The organism is Phyllobacterium endophyticum (assembly GCF_003010935.1).
Classification (GTDB): domain Bacteria; phylum Pseudomonadota; class Alphaproteobacteria; order Rhizobiales; family Rhizobiaceae; genus Phyllobacterium; species Phyllobacterium endophyticum.
Genome location: NZ_PGGN01000005.1, coordinates 170,699 through 189,163 on the forward strand (window position 1 = coordinate 170,699; position 18,465 = coordinate 189,163).

General features: G+C 56.7%; 23 protein-coding genes. 11 read left to right on the top strand and 12 right to left on the bottom strand.

Annotated elements, in window-relative coordinates:
- Positions 1-95 precede the first annotated feature (95 nt).
- The 6 genes from CU100_RS22450 (at position 96) to CU100_RS22475 (ending at position 4,286) form a co-directional block, all read left to right on the top strand.
- Positions 96-602, top strand: a complete 507-nt coding sequence (locus tag CU100_RS22450) for an Lrp/AsnC family transcriptional regulator (protein WP_106718859.1) — start codon at positions 96-98, stop codon at positions 600-602.
- Between the two features lie 44 nt (positions 603-646).
- Positions 647-1,438, top strand: coding sequence for an ABC transporter substrate-binding protein (locus CU100_RS22455; RefSeq protein ID WP_106718860.1), 792 nt, complete (start codon positions 647-649; stop codon positions 1,436-1,438).
- A gap of 101 nt (positions 1,439-1,539) precedes the next feature.
- On the top strand, positions 1,540-2,217 hold the full coding sequence (locus CU100_RS22460) for an amino acid ABC transporter permease (RefSeq protein ID WP_106718861.1): 678 nt from the start codon (positions 1,540-1,542) through the stop codon (positions 2,215-2,217).
- A complete protein-coding gene (locus tag CU100_RS22465) occupies positions 2,214-2,888 on the top strand; it encodes an amino acid ABC transporter permease (protein WP_106718862.1) in 675 nt (224 codons plus the stop codon). The genes CU100_RS22460 and CU100_RS22465 overlap by 4 nt, the downstream gene beginning before the upstream one ends.
- Before the next feature lie 28 nt (positions 2,889-2,916).
- A complete protein-coding gene (locus CU100_RS22470) occupies positions 2,917-3,645 on the top strand; it encodes an amino acid ABC transporter ATP-binding protein (protein ID WP_106718863.1) in 729 nt (242 codons plus the stop codon).
- 140 nt (positions 3,646-3,785) lie between these two features.
- Entirely contained in the window at positions 3,786-4,286 is a 501-nt protein-coding gene (locus CU100_RS22475; protein ID WP_106718981.1) for a DedA family protein, read from the top strand.
- A gap of 1 nt (position 4,287) precedes the next feature.
- Here the strand turns inward: CU100_RS22475 and CU100_RS22480 are convergent, their stop codons facing one another.
- Genes CU100_RS22480 through CU100_RS22490 form a run of 3 tightly spaced genes read right to left on the bottom strand, consistent with a single transcriptional unit; the run spans position 4,288 to position 6,982 of the window.
- A complete protein-coding gene (locus CU100_RS22480; RefSeq protein ID WP_106718864.1) occupies positions 4,288-5,184 on the bottom strand; it encodes an NAD-dependent epimerase/dehydratase family protein in 897 nt (298 codons plus the stop codon).
- Positions 5,185-5,202: 18 nt separating this feature from the next.
- Positions 5,203-6,201, bottom strand: a complete 999-nt coding sequence (locus CU100_RS22485; protein ID WP_106718865.1) for an ABC transporter permease — start codon at positions 6,199-6,201, stop codon at positions 5,203-5,205.
- 37 nt (positions 6,202-6,238) lie between these two features.
- Complete coding sequence (locus tag CU100_RS22490) at positions 6,239-6,982, bottom strand: ATP-binding cassette domain-containing protein (RefSeq protein WP_106718982.1); 744 nt, start codon at positions 6,980-6,982, stop codon at positions 6,239-6,241.
- A gap of 385 nt (positions 6,983-7,367) precedes the next feature.
- Between CU100_RS22490 and CU100_RS22495 the strand changes: the two genes are divergently transcribed.
- Positions 7,368-8,357: a substrate-binding domain-containing protein gene (locus CU100_RS22495; protein ID WP_106718866.1), complete on the top strand. Its 990-nt coding sequence runs from the start codon at positions 7,368-7,370 to the stop codon at positions 8,355-8,357.
- Positions 8,358-8,447: 90 nt separating this feature from the next.
- Here the strand turns inward: CU100_RS22495 and CU100_RS22500 are convergent, their stop codons facing one another.
- On the bottom strand, positions 8,448-9,050 hold the full coding sequence (locus CU100_RS22500) for a TetR/AcrR family transcriptional regulator (RefSeq protein WP_106718867.1): 603 nt from the start codon (positions 9,048-9,050) through the stop codon (positions 8,448-8,450).
- Positions 9,051-9,253: 203 nt separating this feature from the next.
- Here CU100_RS22500 and CU100_RS22505 point away from each other — a divergent pair, with 203 nt between their 5' ends.
- Positions 9,254-9,499 (top strand): hypothetical protein, encoded by a 246-nt coding sequence (locus CU100_RS22505; RefSeq protein WP_106718868.1) that lies wholly within the window; start codon positions 9,254-9,256, stop codon positions 9,497-9,499.
- A 93-nt stretch (positions 9,500-9,592) separates the two neighbouring features.
- Here CU100_RS22505 and CU100_RS22510 read toward each other — a convergent pair whose 3' ends face one another.
- Together CU100_RS22510 and CU100_RS22515 are read right to left on the bottom strand one after the other, a co-directional pair.
- A complete protein-coding gene (locus CU100_RS22510) occupies positions 9,593-10,510 on the bottom strand; it encodes a DUF930 domain-containing protein (protein WP_170113935.1) in 918 nt (305 codons plus the stop codon).
- Between the two features lie 115 nt (positions 10,511-10,625).
- The gene (locus CU100_RS22515) at positions 10,626-11,279 is read right to left on the bottom strand and encodes a TerC family protein (RefSeq protein WP_106718870.1); all 654 of its coding nucleotides are present in this window, start codon (positions 11,277-11,279) and stop codon (positions 10,626-10,628) included.
- A gap of 334 nt (positions 11,280-11,613) precedes the next feature.
- Between CU100_RS22515 and fae the strand changes: the two genes are divergently transcribed.
- Entirely contained in the window at positions 11,614-12,153 is a 540-nt protein-coding gene (gene fae / locus CU100_RS22520; RefSeq protein ID WP_106718871.1) for a formaldehyde-activating enzyme, read from the top strand.
- Between the two features lie 43 nt (positions 12,154-12,196).
- On the opposite strand, the gene CU100_RS22525 is transcribed toward fae, so the two are convergent.
- The 4 genes from CU100_RS22525 to CU100_RS22540 all read right to left on the bottom strand — a co-directional run bounded on the left by CU100_RS22525 (position 12,197) and on the right by CU100_RS22540 (position 15,779).
- Positions 12,197-12,517 (bottom strand): molecular chaperone, encoded by a 321-nt coding sequence (locus CU100_RS22525; protein WP_183635566.1) that lies wholly within the window; start codon positions 12,515-12,517, stop codon positions 12,197-12,199.
- A gap of 161 nt (positions 12,518-12,678) precedes the next feature.
- Positions 12,679-13,242: a methylated-DNA--[protein]-cysteine S-methyltransferase gene (locus tag CU100_RS22530; protein WP_106718872.1), complete on the bottom strand. Its 564-nt coding sequence runs from the start codon at positions 13,240-13,242 to the stop codon at positions 12,679-12,681.
- A 304-nt stretch (positions 13,243-13,546) separates the two neighbouring features.
- Positions 13,547-14,956 carry a chromate efflux transporter gene (gene chrA / locus CU100_RS22535; protein WP_106718873.1) on the bottom strand — a complete coding sequence of 470 codons (1,410 nt, stop codon included), beginning with the start codon at positions 14,954-14,956 and terminating at the stop codon, positions 13,547-13,549.
- 4 nt (positions 14,957-14,960) lie between these two features.
- A complete protein-coding gene (locus CU100_RS22540; RefSeq protein WP_106718874.1) occupies positions 14,961-15,779 on the bottom strand; it encodes a chromate resistance protein ChrB domain-containing protein in 819 nt (272 codons plus the stop codon).
- Positions 15,780-16,077: 298 nt separating this feature from the next.
- Between CU100_RS22540 and CU100_RS22545 the strand changes: the two genes are divergently transcribed.
- Positions 16,078-16,776 (top strand): DUF899 family protein, encoded by a 699-nt coding sequence (locus CU100_RS22545; RefSeq protein ID WP_106718875.1) that lies wholly within the window; start codon positions 16,078-16,080, stop codon positions 16,774-16,776.
- A gap of 27 nt (positions 16,777-16,803) precedes the next feature.
- Here the strand turns inward: CU100_RS22545 and CU100_RS22550 are convergent, their stop codons facing one another.
- Both CU100_RS22550 and CU100_RS22555 read right to left on the bottom strand, forming a co-directional pair.
- Positions 16,804-17,358, bottom strand: coding sequence for a cysteine hydrolase family protein (locus tag CU100_RS22550; protein WP_106718983.1), 555 nt, complete (start codon positions 17,356-17,358; stop codon positions 16,804-16,806).
- Positions 17,359-17,488: 130 nt separating this feature from the next.
- Positions 17,489-17,983 carry a YciE/YciF ferroxidase family protein gene (locus CU100_RS22555; protein WP_106718876.1) on the bottom strand — a complete coding sequence of 165 codons (495 nt, stop codon included), beginning with the start codon at positions 17,981-17,983 and terminating at the stop codon, positions 17,489-17,491.
- Positions 17,984-18,140: 157 nt separating this feature from the next.
- On the opposite strand from CU100_RS22555, the gene CU100_RS22560 reads away from it, so the two are divergent.
- Positions 18,141-18,425 carry a DUF1236 domain-containing protein gene (locus tag CU100_RS22560; protein ID WP_106718877.1) on the top strand — a complete coding sequence of 95 codons (285 nt, stop codon included), beginning with the start codon at positions 18,141-18,143 and terminating at the stop codon, positions 18,423-18,425.
- The last annotated feature ends 40 nt before the right edge of the window (positions 18,426-18,465 follow it).

Below are 18,465 nucleotides of genomic sequence, written 5' to 3' on the forward strand. Positions count from 1 at the left end.
GCTCGAACCCTTGTATTCTGCAAATTCCCGGCATAGGATATCTCATAACGACAAAAATACCTTCAGTATTTTCTCTTTTATGAAAGTCCAATCCGTTGCGCGAACATCTGGATCAGACGGATCGGCGGCTCGTAAAACAGCTTTCGCAGGATGCGCAGCCTGGCCTCACACGCCTTGCTGAAACCATGGCCATGTCCGTGCCCACGGTGCGGACGCGCCTTCGCAACCTGCTTGACCGCAACCTGTTGAAGATAGTCGGACTGCTTAACCTGACGGAGCGTCCCGAGTTGATCTCGGCCATTGTCGGTGTGAGCACGCAAGGCCGTGGCCGCGTACGGGAGATCGCGGAACGTATCGCCGCGCTCCCCTTCGTAACATCGGCATGTGTGGTGACCGGGCGGTTCGACATCATCGTCGACGTGGTCGTCGCAGGGGATATTGCTGATCTTTACCGGGTAACCAGCGAATTGATCCCGGGAGTGGGTGACCTTGGAGAGATCGTGCGAAGCGAGACTTTTGTGGTCATGGCTTCGTGCAATAAATGGGTGAGTTTACCGGAGGGTTGCTGGACGGAACCAGCGACAGCGCCAAGAACAAACTAAAATCGCCCAAACAAGGGCGGGGAATACAACCGGAGGAGACAGGAATGAAGATCACTCAGCTATTCATCGCGGGGATTGCTCTGCTCGGCATGACTGCCGCGGCAAGCGCCGGAACCCTTGACGACATTACCAAGCGCGGCGAGCTGCGCGTAGCAGTTCAGACACAGGGCCCGCCCTTTTCCATGGTCGATGCTGCTGGCAAGCGCACCGGGAGTTCGGTCGAGCTTGCCGAATTGATGGCGAAGGAAATGGGCGTAAAAATCACCTTTCAGGACTATGACTGGGACGGACTTATACCGGCGCTGCTTTCGGGCAAGGCCGACCTTCTCGTCGCCGACATGACCCCGACACTGGCGCGGGCGATGAAAGTCGCCTTCACCAAGCCGTTCATGCATACGGGCAGTGCCGTCTTTGCCAAGTCCGACAGCAAGTTCGGCACCTTGGACGCATGCAAGGCAAAGGGCACGAAGATCGCCGTCCTCCTCGGAGCGACTGGTGAAAAAGTGGCCAAGGAAACTTTCCCGGAGGCTGAAATCAAGAGCTACAAGGGTGGCGGGCCACTCCTGCTCGATGCGGTCAACAACGGACAGGCCGATTGCGGCGTTAACGATGTGTCGGCGGTCAAGGGTCAGCAGGCAGCTTATCCGGCTGGTACTTTCACGATCATGCCGGAAACCCTTTCAAAGGAGCCCCTGGCATTTGCCACGCGCTACGATGAGCCGGATCTTCTCATCTGGATGAATCTCTTCCTCGATCAGGTTACGCTCGACGGCCGCCTTCAGAAGAACCTCGACTACTGGGTTAATTCCGAAGACTGGAAAAAAGACCACCAATAATGGAACCCGGACGATTTTGCGTGGGGCACACTTCGTCCCACGCATTTCCGTCCGCCATATTGTGACTGCGCCCGCTCCGCCGCCTGAGGGATCGTCCCGGCATGCTTGAAAACTTCAGCTTTCGCACCATTGCCGAATACCTGCCCCTGTTCGGGAACGGGTTCGTCGCGACGCTGTGGCTATCGATCGTCTCGTTTGCCGGTGCGCTTGCGGTAGGGACTCTCCTGTGCGCCATGAATCTCCAGCGCTCGCAGGTGCTCAAGCTTCCCGCGAAGATTTATATTGACGCAATCCGCGCCACGCCGCTGCTCGCGCAGCTTTACTTCCTCTATTTCGGCCTGCCACGGCTCGGAATCGTGCTTCCCGAACTTTTCGTCGGTATTCTTGCCTTGGCCCTCAACAGCGGAGCTTATATCGCCGAAATCATCCGGGCCGGCATCCTGTCGATCTCCCGCGGGCAGGTGGAGGCCAGCGTCGCATCGGGGATGACCTATTCCCAGCGCATGCGACTTGTTATTCTGCCGCAGGCCGTCCGCGTGACCATCCCGCCTTTGCTCGGACAGGCAATCGTTCTGGTGAAGGACTCCGCCCTGCTCTCGCTGATTTCCGTCGCGGAGTTGACGCGTGCCGGCCAGCTTCTTGCCTCCGACCGTTTTATGCCTGCTGAAGGTTTCATCACAACTGCTGCGTGCTATCTCCTACTTTACTACGCCTTGAAATCTCTGGCTGTATTGTCGGCACGCTGGCTGGGCGTGCGTCCTATCAGAGTCCGCGCATGATCTGGTTCCAGCTACAAAGCCTTGTCGGCAGCTACCCACTTGCCTTGCGCGGTCTCGGCATGACCGTAGCGCTTTCGGGAATAAGCCTGGTGCTTGGTACCATCCTTGGCTTTGCACTCGGCGTTCTACGGACGAGCGGCAGCCGCTTGCTTAGTTCTGCAATCGGCTTGTGGGTCGATTTGATCCGCGGGACGCCGTTCCTCGTGCAGATATTCCTGATCTTCTTCATCCTGCCCGAACTTGGTGTCGAGCTCGATGCGTTCACTGCAGGCATCATAGCGCTCACGAACCTCGCCGCCTGCTTCATTTGCGAGATTGTTGCAGCGGGGATACGTTCGGTGCCGACGGGCCAGGTCGAGGCGGCGCTCGCTTCCGGCCTGTCGAAGTGGCAGCGTATGCGCCAAGTGGTGCTGCCGCAGGCGATGCGTGTCTCCCTGCCGCCTCTCGTTGGCCAATATGTCCTTCTCATCAAAGACTCGTCCGTCGTCTCCGCTATCGGCCTGACCGATCTTACCCGGGTCGGCTGGCTGGTGGTTCAGCGGGTACCCAACGGGTTGCTCGTGTTCGCCATTGTCGGCATTGGCTATTTCATCGTGTGCTATCCGCTCATCCTGCTTGCTCGCCGCCTGGAGAGACGCATGAGCGCCGCCCATGGCGAGGTGCAATTGTGACGCGCTTAATCAACGAAAGTAGCCAGATATGATCGAGTTTCGCGGCGTCAACAAATGGTTCGGCGCGCTTCATGTTCTCAGGGATATCACGCTGAGCGTCGAGCCGCGCGAAGTCGTTGTCGTATGCGGGCCGAGCGGTTCGGGCAAGAGCACTCTGATCCGTTGCATAAACGGCCTCGAGGCAATCAATGACGGCGCCCTTGTCGTCGATGGACAGCGTCTCGGCGATCGCACCACGAACATGACCGGATTGCGTGCGGAAATTGGTTTCGTCTTCCAGGCCTTTAATCTATATCCGCACAAAACGGCTCTTGAGAATGTCACGCTTGCACCGATCCACGTGCGAAAAATCCCCCGCGCCGAGGCCGAGGCGTCGGGGCGTGAGATGCTGGCGAAAGTTGGTCTCGCCGACAAGTTCGACACTTATCCCGCCGAACTTTCGGGCGGTCAGCAGCAACGCGTTGCCATAGCCCGTTGTCTTTGCATGCGCCCGAAAATCATGCTTTTCGATGAGCCGACTTCTGCACTTGATCCCGAGATGATCAGCGAAGTACTGGACGTGATGGTCGGCGTTGCCGAAGAAGGCATGACGATGATGGTCGTGACGCACGAGATGGGTTTTGCCCGCAAGGTTGCACAGCGTGTCGTGTTCATGGATGCTGGAGCGATTGTAGAAACCGGTACGCCGGAAGAGTTCTTCGCCGATCCGAAAACCGACCGGAGCCGCGCATTCCTGAGCAAAATTCTGCGGCACTGACACGGCAATCGCTTGGCAATGCCGCACGACGTTTTCAGGCGGCGGAACGACCGGAGTGTATCGCATGCGCCGAGAATCATAATAATCTCGCGGCACGCCATATGACAGAAGGCAAAGCCGTGGACGTCCTGCACACCGGCATTACATTCCTGGAGCCGTACATACAGCAATATGGACTGTACGCGATCTTCGCCATCATCTATCTGGAATCTTTCGGTGCGCCGCTTCCCGGTGAAAGCGTGCTTATCGCCTCCTCGCTACTCGCAATACGTGGCGATCTCGCCGTTGGTGACCTGTTTTTCGCAGTCTGGGCCGCCGCCGTTCTAGGCGACAGTACCGGCTATGCTATCGGACGCTTCGGTGGAAGACCCCTGCTGAGGCGATATGGCTGGCTAATCAAGCTCACGCCCGAAAGGTTGGAAAAGCTGGAGGAACTTTTCCGTCGCCGGGGACCGATCATCGTTTTCGGCGCGCGCTTCGTCGTCGTGCTGCGGCAATTGAATGGTCTGGTTGCCGGCTCGGTCGGGATGGCATGGCATAGTTTCGTTTTCGCCAACATACTTGGGGCTGCCCTTTGGGCAGCCGTATGGAGCGTCGGACCTTATTTCTTCCGCGGACTGTTTCACACGCTCTGGGGTTAGGTCACGTCTGTGGGACGTATTTGCGCCAGTCATGCTCCTCCCGGAAACCAAGAACTTCGCGCGTCTTGCGATTGGAGAGAGGCGCTTCGAACTCGCCAAGCTCACGCAGGATGGGAGTGCCGGGGCAATATTTCTCCAGGAATTCACGTGTAGGAAGCTTTGCCGTGATCGTATCATTGACGGCGTTGAACACCTGGAAGCCAAGGCCGTCCTTGCGAATCGCCAGGTCAACGATCTGACCGAGGTCACGGGCATCGATATAGCTCCAGGCATTGCGCTTGCGCGACATAGGGTCAGCGAGGAACGCGGGAAACCGGTCATATTCATGCGGTTCGATGACATTGCCGATGCGCAGCGCGTAGATATCAGCCCCCGAACGCATCGCGAAGGCGCGAGCGGTCTTCTCGTTCAGAACCTTGGAGAGGCCATAGCTGTCCATCGGATCGCTGTCATAGTCTTCCTCGAGAGGAAAATGGTGGAAATCCTTGTCCCCCTCGGCAAAGCAGACGCCATAGGTCGTTTCGCTCGAAGCGATGATGATTTTCCGTATTCCGAGCTTAACCGCCGCCTCGATGACGTTGTACGTTCCCATCGTGTTGATGCGGAACGTCTCGTTGTCCGGCTTGATCAGCACGCGCGGTACCGCTGCGAAGTGCACGACCGCATCGATCGGCGCTGGTCCCCTGCCCGTCTCGAAACCTTCGAAACCAAAGTGGCTGGATAGTACGTCGAACATCTGGCCGCTATCGGCAATATCGGCGCTCATGGTATTGACGCCGGGATGGTCCAGCGGCGCGAGATCCACGTTCAGGACTTCATAGCCCTTGTTGACCAGATAAGCGACCACGTGACGGCCCGCCTTGCCGGTACCGCCTGTGAATACGATCCGCTTTTTCATTGTTGCATTCTCCTTGATTTATTCACTCTGGCGGAATTTGCGTATCCGGTCGAACAGCACCGCAAAGAGGATGGCACCGCCAATGAAACAGCCTTGCCAGAACGCATTGATACCAAGCAATCCAAGACTGTTGCGGATTATCTCGATCAATGCCGCTCCGACGATCGCGCCAAGGGCCGTTCCAACGCCGCCCGCGAGGGCCGCGCCGCCGATGACGGCTGCGGCGATAACCTGCAATTCCAGTCCCGCGCCGATATTGGTGGTGATCGCGCCCAGCCAACCGGTCTGGATGATGCCGGCGATACCGGCCGACAGCGAAGAGATCATGTACACCGCGACCTTTATCTGGCGGACAGGCACGCCCGTAAGCGTCGCTGCGTGTTCATTACCGCCAATTGCATAGATGTAGCGCCCGAACCTCGTCCAGCGCAGGATAAAGCCGGTAATCAAGGCCAGCACGACCATGTAGAACACGGGATTGGCGATGCCGAAGAACCATGCACCGCCACCAAGCGCGAGCAGTTTATCATGGTCCGGCCCGAACTGGAAAACCACGGTATTGCCGGAGGCAACCATCGCCAAACTGCGCGCGATCGACAGCGTTGCGAGCGTCACAACGAATGGCGGCATGCCTATATAGGCAATGAGGACACCATGACATGCGCCGATTACCAGGGCCGTAGCAACGGAAGCGGCGATACCAACTTCGAGACTATATCCGGCATGCATGACCACGCCAAGAATCATGCTGCAAAGGCAAAGCACCGAACCCACTGACAGATCGATACCGCCGGTGATGATCACGAGTGTCATGCCAAGTGCGATGATCGCAACGAACGTGACGTTGCGCGTGATGTTGTAGAGGTTCTTGGATGTCGCGAACGAATCGGTCGCGAACGACAAGAATATACATGCGAGGATGACGGCGATCAGAACCCAGAAAGTCTGACTGCTGAGTTTCTCTCCAAGCCAGCTCTGCTGCTTGTGCGCAATGGTCTGGTCAAGTGTAATTGCCATAGTCGACCTTCTATCTTTTGATTCTGCCAGCGAGCGGCTATGCGACCTGTTCGATGGCGCCGGTAATGAGGCCGGTGACTTCTTCGGGTGAACTCGCCGCAATTCGCTTGTCGGCAACCTTGCGTCCTCGCCGCATGACGATGACACGATCGGCGACGTCGAAAACGTCCGGCATGCGGTGGCTGATCAGCACAACGGCAATACCTTGATCGCGCAGATGGCGGATGAGGTTCAATACCTCGGCCACCTGCCGAACCGAAATGGCCGCCGTCGGTTCGTCCATCAGAACTATCTTCGCCTCGGAGAGCCTTGTTCTAGCGATTGCGACGGCCTGCCGCTGTCCACCAGACATTTGCTTGACGAGATCGCGCGGGCGCGTCTCCGACTTCAGCTCGGCGAAGATTTGCCCGGCCCGCTTGTACATCGCTGCATAGTCGAGAATTCGAAAAGGTCCGACGCCTCGCCTAATCTCGCGTCCAAGAAAGACATTTGCCGCCGCAGTGAGATTGTCACACAGCGCCAGATCCTGGTGTACGATCTCGATACCGTGGCGTCGGGCCTCAACTGGCTTATTGAGAACAAGCTCCACATCGTCCATTCGCATGGTACCATGGCTCGGGCTGAAATTGCCTGCGATCATTTTGACGAGCGTCGACTTGCCCGCGCCATTGTCGCCCATGAGGCCAACAACTTCGCCGGCCTCAATGGAAAATGAAACATCGTTGACGGCCTGAATGGCGCCGAAATGTTTTGATATATTGGTGAGTTCTAGAACTGCCACCAGCTGCCTGCCTCCCGTGCGTTTTTCATCGCGCTGCCTCGCATTCCAGTTTGGAAACACCTCGGTTTGCGATCCTGCCCTCCCCTCCCAGGAAGAGTTTGGAGGGCATTTACGCAAACGCCGAGCGGGGCGTCAATCGACTTTCGGACGATTCCGGTCACCATGTACATCAAAAGTCGTTTTATATGATAAATACCCATTGACGGGCGATCTTTGCCAATATTAGCTGGTGACTGGAGGAATGCCTTTGTCTGCGGTACAGCGGATAAAGTGGAGGGGATCAGGCATAAAGCAGGTTTAACAACCCGCAGTTTGCGCGTCCTATCAGCGGTTGAATACTGAATGGCGGACATTTCATGTCCGTTTGTTTCCAAGGGAGGAATAGATGAAGAAGTCACTATTGTTAGTTGCTGCGGCCGCTCTTGCACTTGGTGCAGGGCCCGCTCTGGCAAAGAAGCAGCTCGTCATTGTGGTAAAGGGTCTCGACAATCCATTCTTCGAGGCGATCCACCAGGGTTGCGAGAAGTGGAACAGCGAGAATGCGAGTTCGGAGTATGAATGCTTCTACACCGGTCCTGCATCGACATCGGACGAGGCCGGCGAAGCCCAGATCGTCCAGGACATGCTCGGCAAGGCCGATACGGCCGCGATCGCGATCTCGCCTTCGAACGCCAAGCTGATTGCCCAGACGATCAAGACAGCCAATCCATCGGTCCCCGTGATGACGCTGGACGCTGATCTTGCCGCTGAAGATGCCGCGTTACGCAAGACCTATCTTGGCACAGACAATTATCTGATGGGCTTTAAGATCGGCGAATACATCAAGAAAGCCAAGCCGAATGGCGGAACGATCTGCACCATCGAAGGCAATACCGGCGCTGACAATATTCTCCGCCGCGCCCAGGGCATGCGCGACGCGCTGACCGGCCAGAAAGGCATCGAGGCTCTCAAAGGCGAAGGCGGCTGGACGGAAGTTGCTGGCTGCCCAGTCTTCACCAATGACGACGGCGCCAAGGGCGTTCAGGCGATGACTGACATTCTTGCCGCCAACCCGAAGCTCGATGCCTTCGGGATCATGGGCGGCTGGCCACTGTTCGGCGCTCCGCAGCCTTATCGCGATCTGTTTAAGCCATACAAGGACAAGATTGCCAGCAACGAGTTCGTCATTGGCGCCGCCGATACAATTGGCGAAGAAGTGGCGATTGCCGGCGAAGGTCTGGTCACTGCACTCGTTGGCCAGCGGCCATTCGAGATGGGATACAAGGCACCTTCCGTCATGATCGATCTGATCGAAGGCAAGCCCGTCGAAGATCCGGTCTTCACCGGCCTTGACGAATGCACCAAGGATACGGTCGCAACCTGCATCCAGAAGTAGACTTGACGTTTTGGAAGCGCCCGTAGCGGGCGCTTCCATCTTTTTGGATCCATGTTTGCTCGAAGCGACTGACCTCGTCAGTATGCTGGTTCAATTGGAAACAGCAGCACGGTCCGAATTACTCCCGTGCCCGGAAAATGCATCGATCATGGCTTCGCAGGTTTGCTTTAGCTGCTGTTGTGGCCCCTCGACCCCGATGCTCTGACCGCAAACACGGGCACCTTCGACCAGAAGCACAAGCGCCTGTGCGAGTTGTTCATAATGCTCGATGCCCGCACTCCGGCAAAGCTCTACCAGATGCCGCACATGAGCCTTCTTTGCATCCATGATGACTTTTTGAGCCGGGTGACCGGCTTCTTTCAGCTCCACGGCGGCATTGGCAAGATCGCAGCCGCGCAAATCGCTATAAATATGCTGCGCGGCTTCATCGACCCAGGCGCGTAGCTGCCTAGCAGGATCACCTGGATAAGAATTCTCCAGATTGTCCCAAATCCGTTCCTTTTCATCGGAAACCTGCTTGAGGCATTCACACACCAGATCGTCCTTGCAACCAAAATGCCGATACAGCGTCATTTTGTTGGACCCAGCTGCTTCGGCGATGGCATCGACGCCGACGCCCTTGATACCGTGCTGACGGAAAAGCTCGATCGCGCTTTTCACGATCCGCTCACGTGGTCGTGTCAGGACATTCATAGAGATGTCAGAAGAATCGGATATTTTTTGCGAGAGGGTGGTTGACACCGATGTTACCGCCTAGTAACTATTGCAACGTTACTGACCGGTAACACACATTGAATATCGAAGTCAATTCGTTCATTCGAACCTAGCTCCGAAACCCCCAACGCCGATTGATTTAAAATAATAGACTATCTCTGGTCATCGAAAAGGAGACCAACATGGCTCAATTATATTCCGACCTCACGCAGTCACAAGTCCTTTCGGATCCCCTGATCAACGCAGTCATGCGTGCCGATCGGGTGAGCCGCAATGAGCTTGAGCTCCTTATGACAACGGTGGCGAACAAGAATTTCAGCAATAAGACCGGAGAGGACTGGCGCCGACCGATTCCCGCTTTTATTGCCTCACAGCCGTTGAAGAGCACCGGCGATTTGAGCAAGGGATGCCAGGGCCTGGCTTGCTAGTTCCCAATTTGGCTCAGTAACTGCGGTCTTCAAGATGGAGGGCCGCAGTTTGCGTTTGGGCATGTGCGTTCATATCACTCTGAGGCGGCGATTCTAGTCCAGGATCAGCCCGCGTGCCGCCCACTTGCTTTTAGGCACTGCGCTGCCAATGACATAGCTGAAAGACACCACCTTCGTCGCACCCGCATCAACCCGGCAGTTAAATTTCACATCGTACCAGTTGCTCCTCGTGCGAAACGCCACCCCGCTGGCATCCAGACCGCGGATTGAGACACGCCCCATGGAAGGATCATAGGCTAGAAGATCTGAATCCGGTCGTTGCCTGCGGATCCGGTCCAAGGCTTCGATTTTGCAAAGTTGAACGATTCGCTCTCTGGCGGAGAGCTTACCCATTGCCTGCAACACGCGGGAGTCTATCAATGCATCCGGAGAAAACGGGTCCTTCGACTGGACCTGATTGCTCGATTTCTGGCCGCCTCTCGCGGTTGCCGGTGCGCGATCTGTTTTCTCAGCATTACGCGCGGGGTTTTTTGCGGTAGGCTCGTCCGGCTTGCGCGGCTCAGTTCCGGTGCTCATCTCTGAGAGAGATAGCCTTGCCGGGTCCTGTTTGCTCTCAAGGGGCGGCTTGCCCGTCGTTGGTGGCGCTTCCGGATCTGCGGCAGGTTCATCCCCGCCGTTCGCCGAGCCGGCGCTTCGCAGCGGGTTTTCGTCCGCTGAGGGCAACTGGGGCGTAGTTACCTGCCGATCGACCTTGGCCGGGGCCGACTGGAACGCTTTGGGCGGCGGGGGCGGCGGGGGCGCTGGTTGCGCCTTGTTCACCGCTGGTTGAGTCGCGGGCTTCTCCGGCAGCGGGGGCGGCTCTGGAGGAACTATCTCTACCTTGATATTCTCTTCCGGCGGTTTCGGTAGCGCTTCGGCAAGTTGAAATATCAAAGGGGAAACGACCGCCAGATGCAAGGTGACCGACGCAACTGCGCCCCATCCGCTCCACGGTTTATTGTAGTGTCGCATTGATGAAACGTTACCGGCCCGCATGCGCGCACGCTAAGAGTTTGCGGCACGCGCAACAAGGGGTCGCATCCGGATAGTGAAGCCGGCGGTGCAAAGGACACCACCGGCAAGTCGGTTACACCTGCGCGTAGGCGAACACTTCCAGACTACCGCGATATATCATCTCCAATGACACGTAGAGGATAATCGCGAGACCAACATAGGCGATCCAGCGGTGGCGCTGCAGAAGGCGCGCGATGAAGCTGGCGGCGATACCCATGAGCGCGATTGACAAAACGAGACCGAAGATAAGTATTTCCACGTGATCCCGCGCAGCGCCGGCCACGGCCAACACGTTATCGAGAGACATGGACACGTCGGCGATGACAATCTGCCACGCGGCCTGAGCAAAGGTCTTGCGCGGCGCGCCCGCTGCAATTTGTCCATCACCATCTATATCGCCGCTCAGGAGGGCTTCGTGTGCCTCATTCTCCTCAGCATGGCTGGTGCGCAATTCCCTCCACATCTTCCAGCAAACCCACAACAGGAGAATGCCACCGGCAAGCAGGAGGCCGATGATCTGCAGCAGCTGGGTGGTGGCTATGGCAAAGATGATGCGAAGGACGGTGGCAGCAATGATGCCCATCAGAATGGCTTTGCTGCGCTGATCCTTGGGCAGACCGGCGGCAGCCAGGCCTATGACGATAGCGTTGTCACCTGCCAGGACCAGATCCATCATGATGACCTGAAGCAGGGCTGAAAGTGCGTCGGCAGAAAGGAGTTCGCTCATGTGGTACCCGATTTCCATAAGAGAGGGTGACCGAAGGTCGTGAAATAGACGAATTCACAAGTGTTTTCGCAACCTGCACTTACGTACCGAATGCTAACTTTTACCGAGAACAGTGCGGTCGATTGAATTCCACGAACACCAGGCCATCCAGTTGAACACTCAGTCCGACATCACAGCTCGCAAGAACTGCCAGAGGGGCCCGGCCTGATGCGACATACCTAGTCGAAACCTGGCATTAACTCAAGGGGCCAAAACTCAACCGGGAGCGACTTTTCGTCAACTGGACCGAACCCGGTTGTGCCGCTAGCTTGGCGCCGCAACGAAGGGGAAGCACATGACGGATATCTGGTTTCGGACCGGGGAAGCAACTGTACTGGCGGCTGAGGGTCAAGTGACCGACGCCATGCCGGAGGTGGTAATCGGCTCCGTCCGTGGGCCCGTTGGACAGGCATTCGCCTCCATGATGGGTCAGGTGAAGGGACATACCCGGATGTTCGTGGTGCGCGACCTCAATCAGGCGGTACGCCCGGCGACTATGATGACAACCAAGGTCACCATCAAGAACATGGCCTATGCAGAACTGTTGGGCGGTGTCGTGCAGGCTGCGATGGGTGATGCCATCGTGGATTGTCTCATTGAAGATATCCTGCCGAGGGACCAGGCCGATGAGCTGTGCATGATCATCACGGTCTGGCTTGATCCACGCTGCGTGGATGATGAAAATCTCGACCACAAGGATCTTTACCGCACCAACTACGAAGCGACCAAACTCGCGATTACCCGCGCCATGACCGGTAAGCCGACTGTCGACGAACTGATAGCCAATCGGAAGACCATCAAGCACTACGCACTTGATGGCGTGATCGACTATTAGTCGGCAGAGCTGAGTTCGCGGCCGCAACTGTTAGAAAGCTCAGTCAATAGGTCACCGTCACGACGATCGTATCGCTGTATAGAACGGCATATTCCTTGACACTGGCCAAGGTGGTGGATGGCGGGCTGACGACGTCGTTCGTCGGATCGAGCTGCTCCGCGCCGTTTACCTGCGTCCAGCGGAACACACGGATTTGCACGTTGATAGGCCGCTTGGCCTCGTTTGTCAGCGTGAGAACACCAGAACTGCCTGGAGCGATCATCCCGGGGTTGGTCGGCGAAACACGTAACGAAGCACTCTGAGCCATCTCGGAAAAAAGCATGAAGAGGCTCATCGCGCCGATGCCATAAAGCATGATCCGCATTCGGTTCTCCTTAAAGCATCGTCAGTAGGTAACGGTTACTGCAACTGTGTCGCTATAAGCGCCCGCAATGTTTGCTGAGGTTGATCTACTTCTGGTTATACTATGAGACGAATGTTCCCGTAAAACTTACATACTAGCTCATCCGCGCGCCTGCGGCCGATTCAGAAACCAAATGATTTCTGGACGGGTGGAGACGGCTCAGTATGGACACCTTCCAATTCAAGCATGCGTGCTTTGGCGGTAGCGCCTCCCGGTGCAGAAAACCCACCTACCTTGCCGCCCGCCGCCAAAACACGATGGCAGGGAATAATAAGGGGAACCGGATTCCTCGCCATCGCTTGCCCGACATCACGTGCAGCTTCAGGCCCGGCGCCAAGTTGTTTTGCCAAGGCCCCATAGGTCGTGGTGCGGCCCCAACCCAACTGCCGTGTCGCAGCATATATCTCCGTAGAAAAGCTGTCCTGTTCACTCAGGTCGAGCTTGAAAGTGGAAAAATCAGTCTCCTCCCCGTTGAAATAGCGGATGGCGGCGGCAATAGCATCGGACACGTGCTGCGTGGGAGAACTCCGCTGGGCACCCGACGCTCGGCGCAGCAGCATTCTTTCTGCTGTATCGGCTTTACTTGTCGGCAGCTGAAAGCGCGTAATGCCAGCTTCGTTCCAGACGATGCCACAGAAGCCACTTGCGGTTTCGAAGATGCGATAGTGCATCAATGCCTGGCCCATCGTCCGGTCCTCCCGATTGCTCCACCGTAAATCCTCCAGGCGGCGCAAGAAATCCACCCGATTCCTGCTTCCCGTCTCCCGGTACAATATACTTGCGACCACTGGTGCGACATTTTGCACATTAATTGCCCAAGCTATAGTGTTGCCTAATCCTTAAGCGATGTTATTCTAAGTCCATCGGGTTCTCTCCTCCCGGAAACCCGGGCACCGAATGCAGCAACCTCCTCCCTTGCTGCATTTTAAGATCAAGGACCGCTGCACCTCCTCCCGCAGCGGTCCTTTTCGTTTCATGATCGTCGCCTCTTCAAATCGCCCCTGATACCAAGTACCACGCGATCCCGGCCAGAGATGAAGCCAGCAGCGTCTGCATCATTCCGAGCTTGAAGCGGAAGATGGCGACAACTGCACACAAGGCGAGCAAGGCTGAGGCGACGTTGATCGACTGCACAACAGGAACATCCACCACAATCCCGTACCCCTGCCAGCGAATGACCTCGCTAAAAATGACGTGAAGAGCAAACCACACGGCGAGATTCATGATGACCCCGACGACGGCGGCCGTGATAGCCGACATCGCGCCGGTCAACGCGCGGCTGTTCCTTAGACCTTCGATGAAAGGTGCACCGAGGAATATCCAGAGAAAACACGGCACGAACGTCACCCAGGTCGTCAGAATGGAAGCTAGTGTGGCGGACACCAGCGGCGATAATGTCCCCGGATCGCGATATGCGCCCATGAACCCGACGAACTGCACGACCTGTATCAAAGGTCCAGGCGTCGTCTCTGCCATGCCAAGCCCATCCAGCATTTCGCCAGGACGAAGCCAGCCATAGTTCTGGACTGCTTCCTGCGCCACGTAGGATAGGACGGCATAGGCTCCGCCAAACGTCACCATCGCCATCCTGCTGAAGAACAGGCCGATCTGACTGAACACGTTTGCAGATCCGAGTTCAAGAACAATGGCCATGACAGGCGCCAGCCACAGGAATAGGAAAACTGCTGATATTTTCAGCGACCAGGCAAGATTCGGCCGTGCATGCGCAGGTGTTTCTTCACCGAGCGCGGAATCCCGGTCGGCAAGACCCGGACCCGAGCTTCCATGGCCGCCTCCCACCTGAAATAGGTGTGAGCCCGCCCGGCCGCCGATGTAGCCGATGACCGCCGCTGTCAGAATGATGATGGGAAAAGGAACATGGAAAACGAAGATTGCAAGGAATGCCGCCACGGCGATCAAAACCATGACCCTGTTCCTCAGCGCCCGGCTGCCGATCCTGACGACCGCCTGCATGACAACAGCGAGAACGGCCGCCTTCAGGCCGAAGAACAGGCCCTCGACAACCCCGACATTGCCGAAGAGGACATAGATGTAACTGAGCGCCAGAATCGAGAAAAAGCCGGGAAGTACAAACAATATTCCGGCGACCAGACCTCCCTTGGTCTTGTGCAGGAGCCATCCGATATAAATGGCAAGTTGCTGGGCCTCGGGACCGGGCAAGAGCATACAATAATTCAGCGCATGCAGAAATCGCCCCTCGCCGATCCATTTCTTCTCATCAACCAGGATGCGGTGCATGACCGAGATTTGTCCGGCGGGACCGCCAAAGCTCAACGATGCGATGCGCAGCCAAACGCGGACAGCGTCGGCGAAAGGAATGCCATTATCTTGACGGGTCCCGGGCGGTATCACGCCGTCGTCGCTCGCGATATCAGCCATGTCATCATGCTCCCGGCCTGCGATTTGGCCAATTGTGGGTCTCATCGCTGGCGTCACGGCACCAACGATAGAAGGCGTCGTAAAGTGTCATGCCTGCCTCGAGTTGTTCAAGGTCATCGGAGAAGATACGCGAGAGGCCAAGCGACGCAGCCAATAGTCCCGCGGCTTCCGGAGCAAGGTCCGGGCGGGCAGTATCTGCGCCACGGACGATGGTGGCAAGCCGCGACAAGGGTGCGGACGAAAGCCCGAACTCTTCTATCATCACGTCGAACGTGCATAACTCGCCGCGATGACTCCAGAACACGTTCTCGACATCGAACGGCACGGCATTGAAGCGTTCTGCAACGGCTTCAACCTCGGCAGGTGTCACAAACAGGAAAACCGCGGCCGGATCTACAAAACGGCGGATCAGCCAGGGACAGGCAATACGATCAATCTTCGGACGAGCACGAGTGACCCACATGGTTCGGCCTCTATGATCAAGTGGCGGCAAGAGCGAAACAGGCACCGCTTGTAGTCCTGCGTCGCGCCATGCCTCGTATCCACCTTCCAGAACTTCAGCCGGAACACCATTATGGCGCAAGAGTGCGGCTGTTCCTTCGCTGAGTTTTTTACCCTTTTGACATATTACAATGGCTCGCTTGCCGCCGTATTGGGGGGCCCAAAGTGCCACGTCCTTGTGGGATCGACGATGTGAGCCAGGGATGAGCCGCGGATCCAGAGCAAAGTCTTCATCGATACGAACATCGATGAGTTCAGGCGTGGTAGCTAGTCCGATCAACCGCGTTAACTTGTCGTGTGAAATGCTAGTCGTAGAAGACATGTCGCGTCCTTCCGTTGTTTTCGGTTTTCTGGACGCGATACTTGGGCTGACGCCTCGTGGGGAGATCGCAATCCCCATGCCGCCAGCTTGGCACGAATGCAGATTATGTCAAGCGGCTCGACCAAGCCGCCGGTCGCTCGCGACGCGGCGGCTCGGGTATGACGAGCCGGTTGCATTTCTTCCGCGAAAACAGCTGTCCAAAGTTCCAAGTTGCAAATTGTATAATAAGTTGATATCAACGTTATTTTAGGAGAACAGGCACCACGCAGGACATCGATAATTCTGAGAGGACGCTGTCATGAGCACCACTGAATTGCTTACCCCCGCTGCGGAATTGGTCAAACGGAACGGGGTTCGTTTCCCCAATGAGAGCGAGGAGTATCGTCAGGCGCGGGATGCCCTTTTGGCAGAAGAGATCGAATTGAGGCGTCACATCGAGCGAGTCGCTCAGCAGCGCCGCGCTTTGCCGCCCGGGGGCAAAGTCGAAAAGGACTACCGCTTCGACAGCGAGACAGGTCCCGTTAGCTTCGCCGATATGTTCACCGGCAAACAGACGCTCGTAGCCTACAGCTATATGTTCGGTCCGCAGCGCAAGCGCCCCTGTCCTATGTGCACCTCGTTGCTGAGCGCTTGGGATGGCGAGGCACGCGACGTGGAGCAGCGTGTCGCCTTGGCGGTTATCGCACGATCTCCCATCGATCGGCTGATCGAATTCAAGAAGGAACGCGGCTGGCACGGCCTTAAACTATACTCTGACGTGAGTGGCGATTATACCCGCGACTATGTGAGTGCAGATGACGAAGACGTCCCGGCTTATAATGTATTCACCCGCCGCGACGGTACTATCCGTCATTTCTGGAGCGGAGAGATGGGGATGGAAACCGCCGACCCCGGACAGGACCCGCGAGGCGCGCCGGACCTCATGCCACTCTGGACAATCCTTGATTCCACCCCGGAGGGTCGTGGAACGGACTGGTACCCGAAACTCGACTACTAGGACCATCGTTCAACATCTCAGGCACTGTCACTCGCCCGGCTTCCAATTTTCCATGATCTCGATTGTCTCGGCGGTCTCCACCTGCTGCGACAGGCGCTGCCCAAAGAATAGCTGCATGGCGTCATGTGCTTCGTCGGAGGAACTGCAAACCGCGTCGGTGACGATGATTACCCGATAGCCCACGTCTATCGCCCCCAATACGGACGACAGGACGCATACGTCGGTCTCTCCACCTGAAATGACGAGTGTATCCGCAGCCGCGCTCGTCAATAATCCGTGCAACTCTTGCGAATGCCACGGTGAATACACTCTTTTGTCGACAACACGCGATGGGGGAACAAAACGTGCAAGTTGCGGCACGAGATCTACATCTTTCGCGTCCAGTTGATCAAGGGTCATGTGCGACCACCGCTTGTAATACCGACGCCAGCTGCCCCCTGCGGCGGCAGGATCATCAGCGGGGATAAACCGGGTAAAGATCGTGTCCGTGGGGCTAAAGGCAACGAGACGGCATACATTGGGAAGCACGCGTTCGAACCATGGCATCGCCCATGGGCTGCTTCCCGTGAAGATGCCTTGCATGTCGACGCACAGATGCTTTGCACGCGAACCGATCGGCCCAAATCGCAAGCCTGTCGCCACGGTTCATCCTCCGCGAACTCATTTGTATGGGGAAGCGCCACCGCGCCGAAGCGGCGGCGCTTTCTACGAGTCAGGCAGCTTTTGCAGCCGGATTCAGCGAGCTCTCTGCGAGTGCGGTCAGTTCCTTGTCAGTCGCCGTTTCCTCGTCAAGGGTCATTGCAAGCAATTTTTGCGCGTCTTTCAGGCCAAGATCGCCCGCCCATCTGGCCAGCGTCCCATAACGGGCAATCTCATAGTGCTCGACGGCTTGGGCGGCCGATGCAAGGCCCGCGTCGACAGCGGGCTGCCCCTTGAAGTTCTCCAGGATTTCCTCGCCTTCCGCGATGATGCCTTCGATTGCCTCGCAGGTCTTGCCTTGCGCGCGCTTTCCAAAAATTTCGAAAACCTGCTGGAGCCGCTCTACATGCGTTTCAGTTTGGTCACGATGCTTTTCGAAGGCTGCTTTCAATTGCGAGGAGTTTGCTCCCTTGGCCATCTTCGGCAGTGCCTTCAAAATTTTCCGTTCAGCATAATAAATATCTTTGAGTGTCTCGTGGAACAGTGTCTCAAGCGTTTTCTCAGCCATGTACTCTCTCCTTGGTTGAACTGGGGGTGTTCGCTCCATCTTAACCGTTAAGGCCAAAGAGAGTTCCACATGATGGCCATCCTGCCGGCATTCGGAACCAAATCGCGTACCGGCGATTACGATGCAGAAGGGAATATCCATACAGGGAGAAGAAGCCATGAAGAGAACGATCCTAGTCATGACTGCGTTGCTGTTCGCAGGTCCGGCATTTGCACAAGATGCCGTTATTGTTGAGGTCCCCCAACCGGCGCGCGACTATGTAATGGCCCATCCATCCGACCCGATCGTGGTCGAAGGAGATCTCGCGATCGGAACGGCAATTCCGGAAGACGTGAAACTGGTCCCCATACCCGACACTCCGGAATACAGCTACGTGTATGTCGAGAAAAAACCGGTAATCGTTTCTACCAAGGAACGGAAGGTCGTGTATCTGTCCAAGTAAGTGGCAATTGACATCAAGGCAGCTGAAGAGAAAGCCCGCT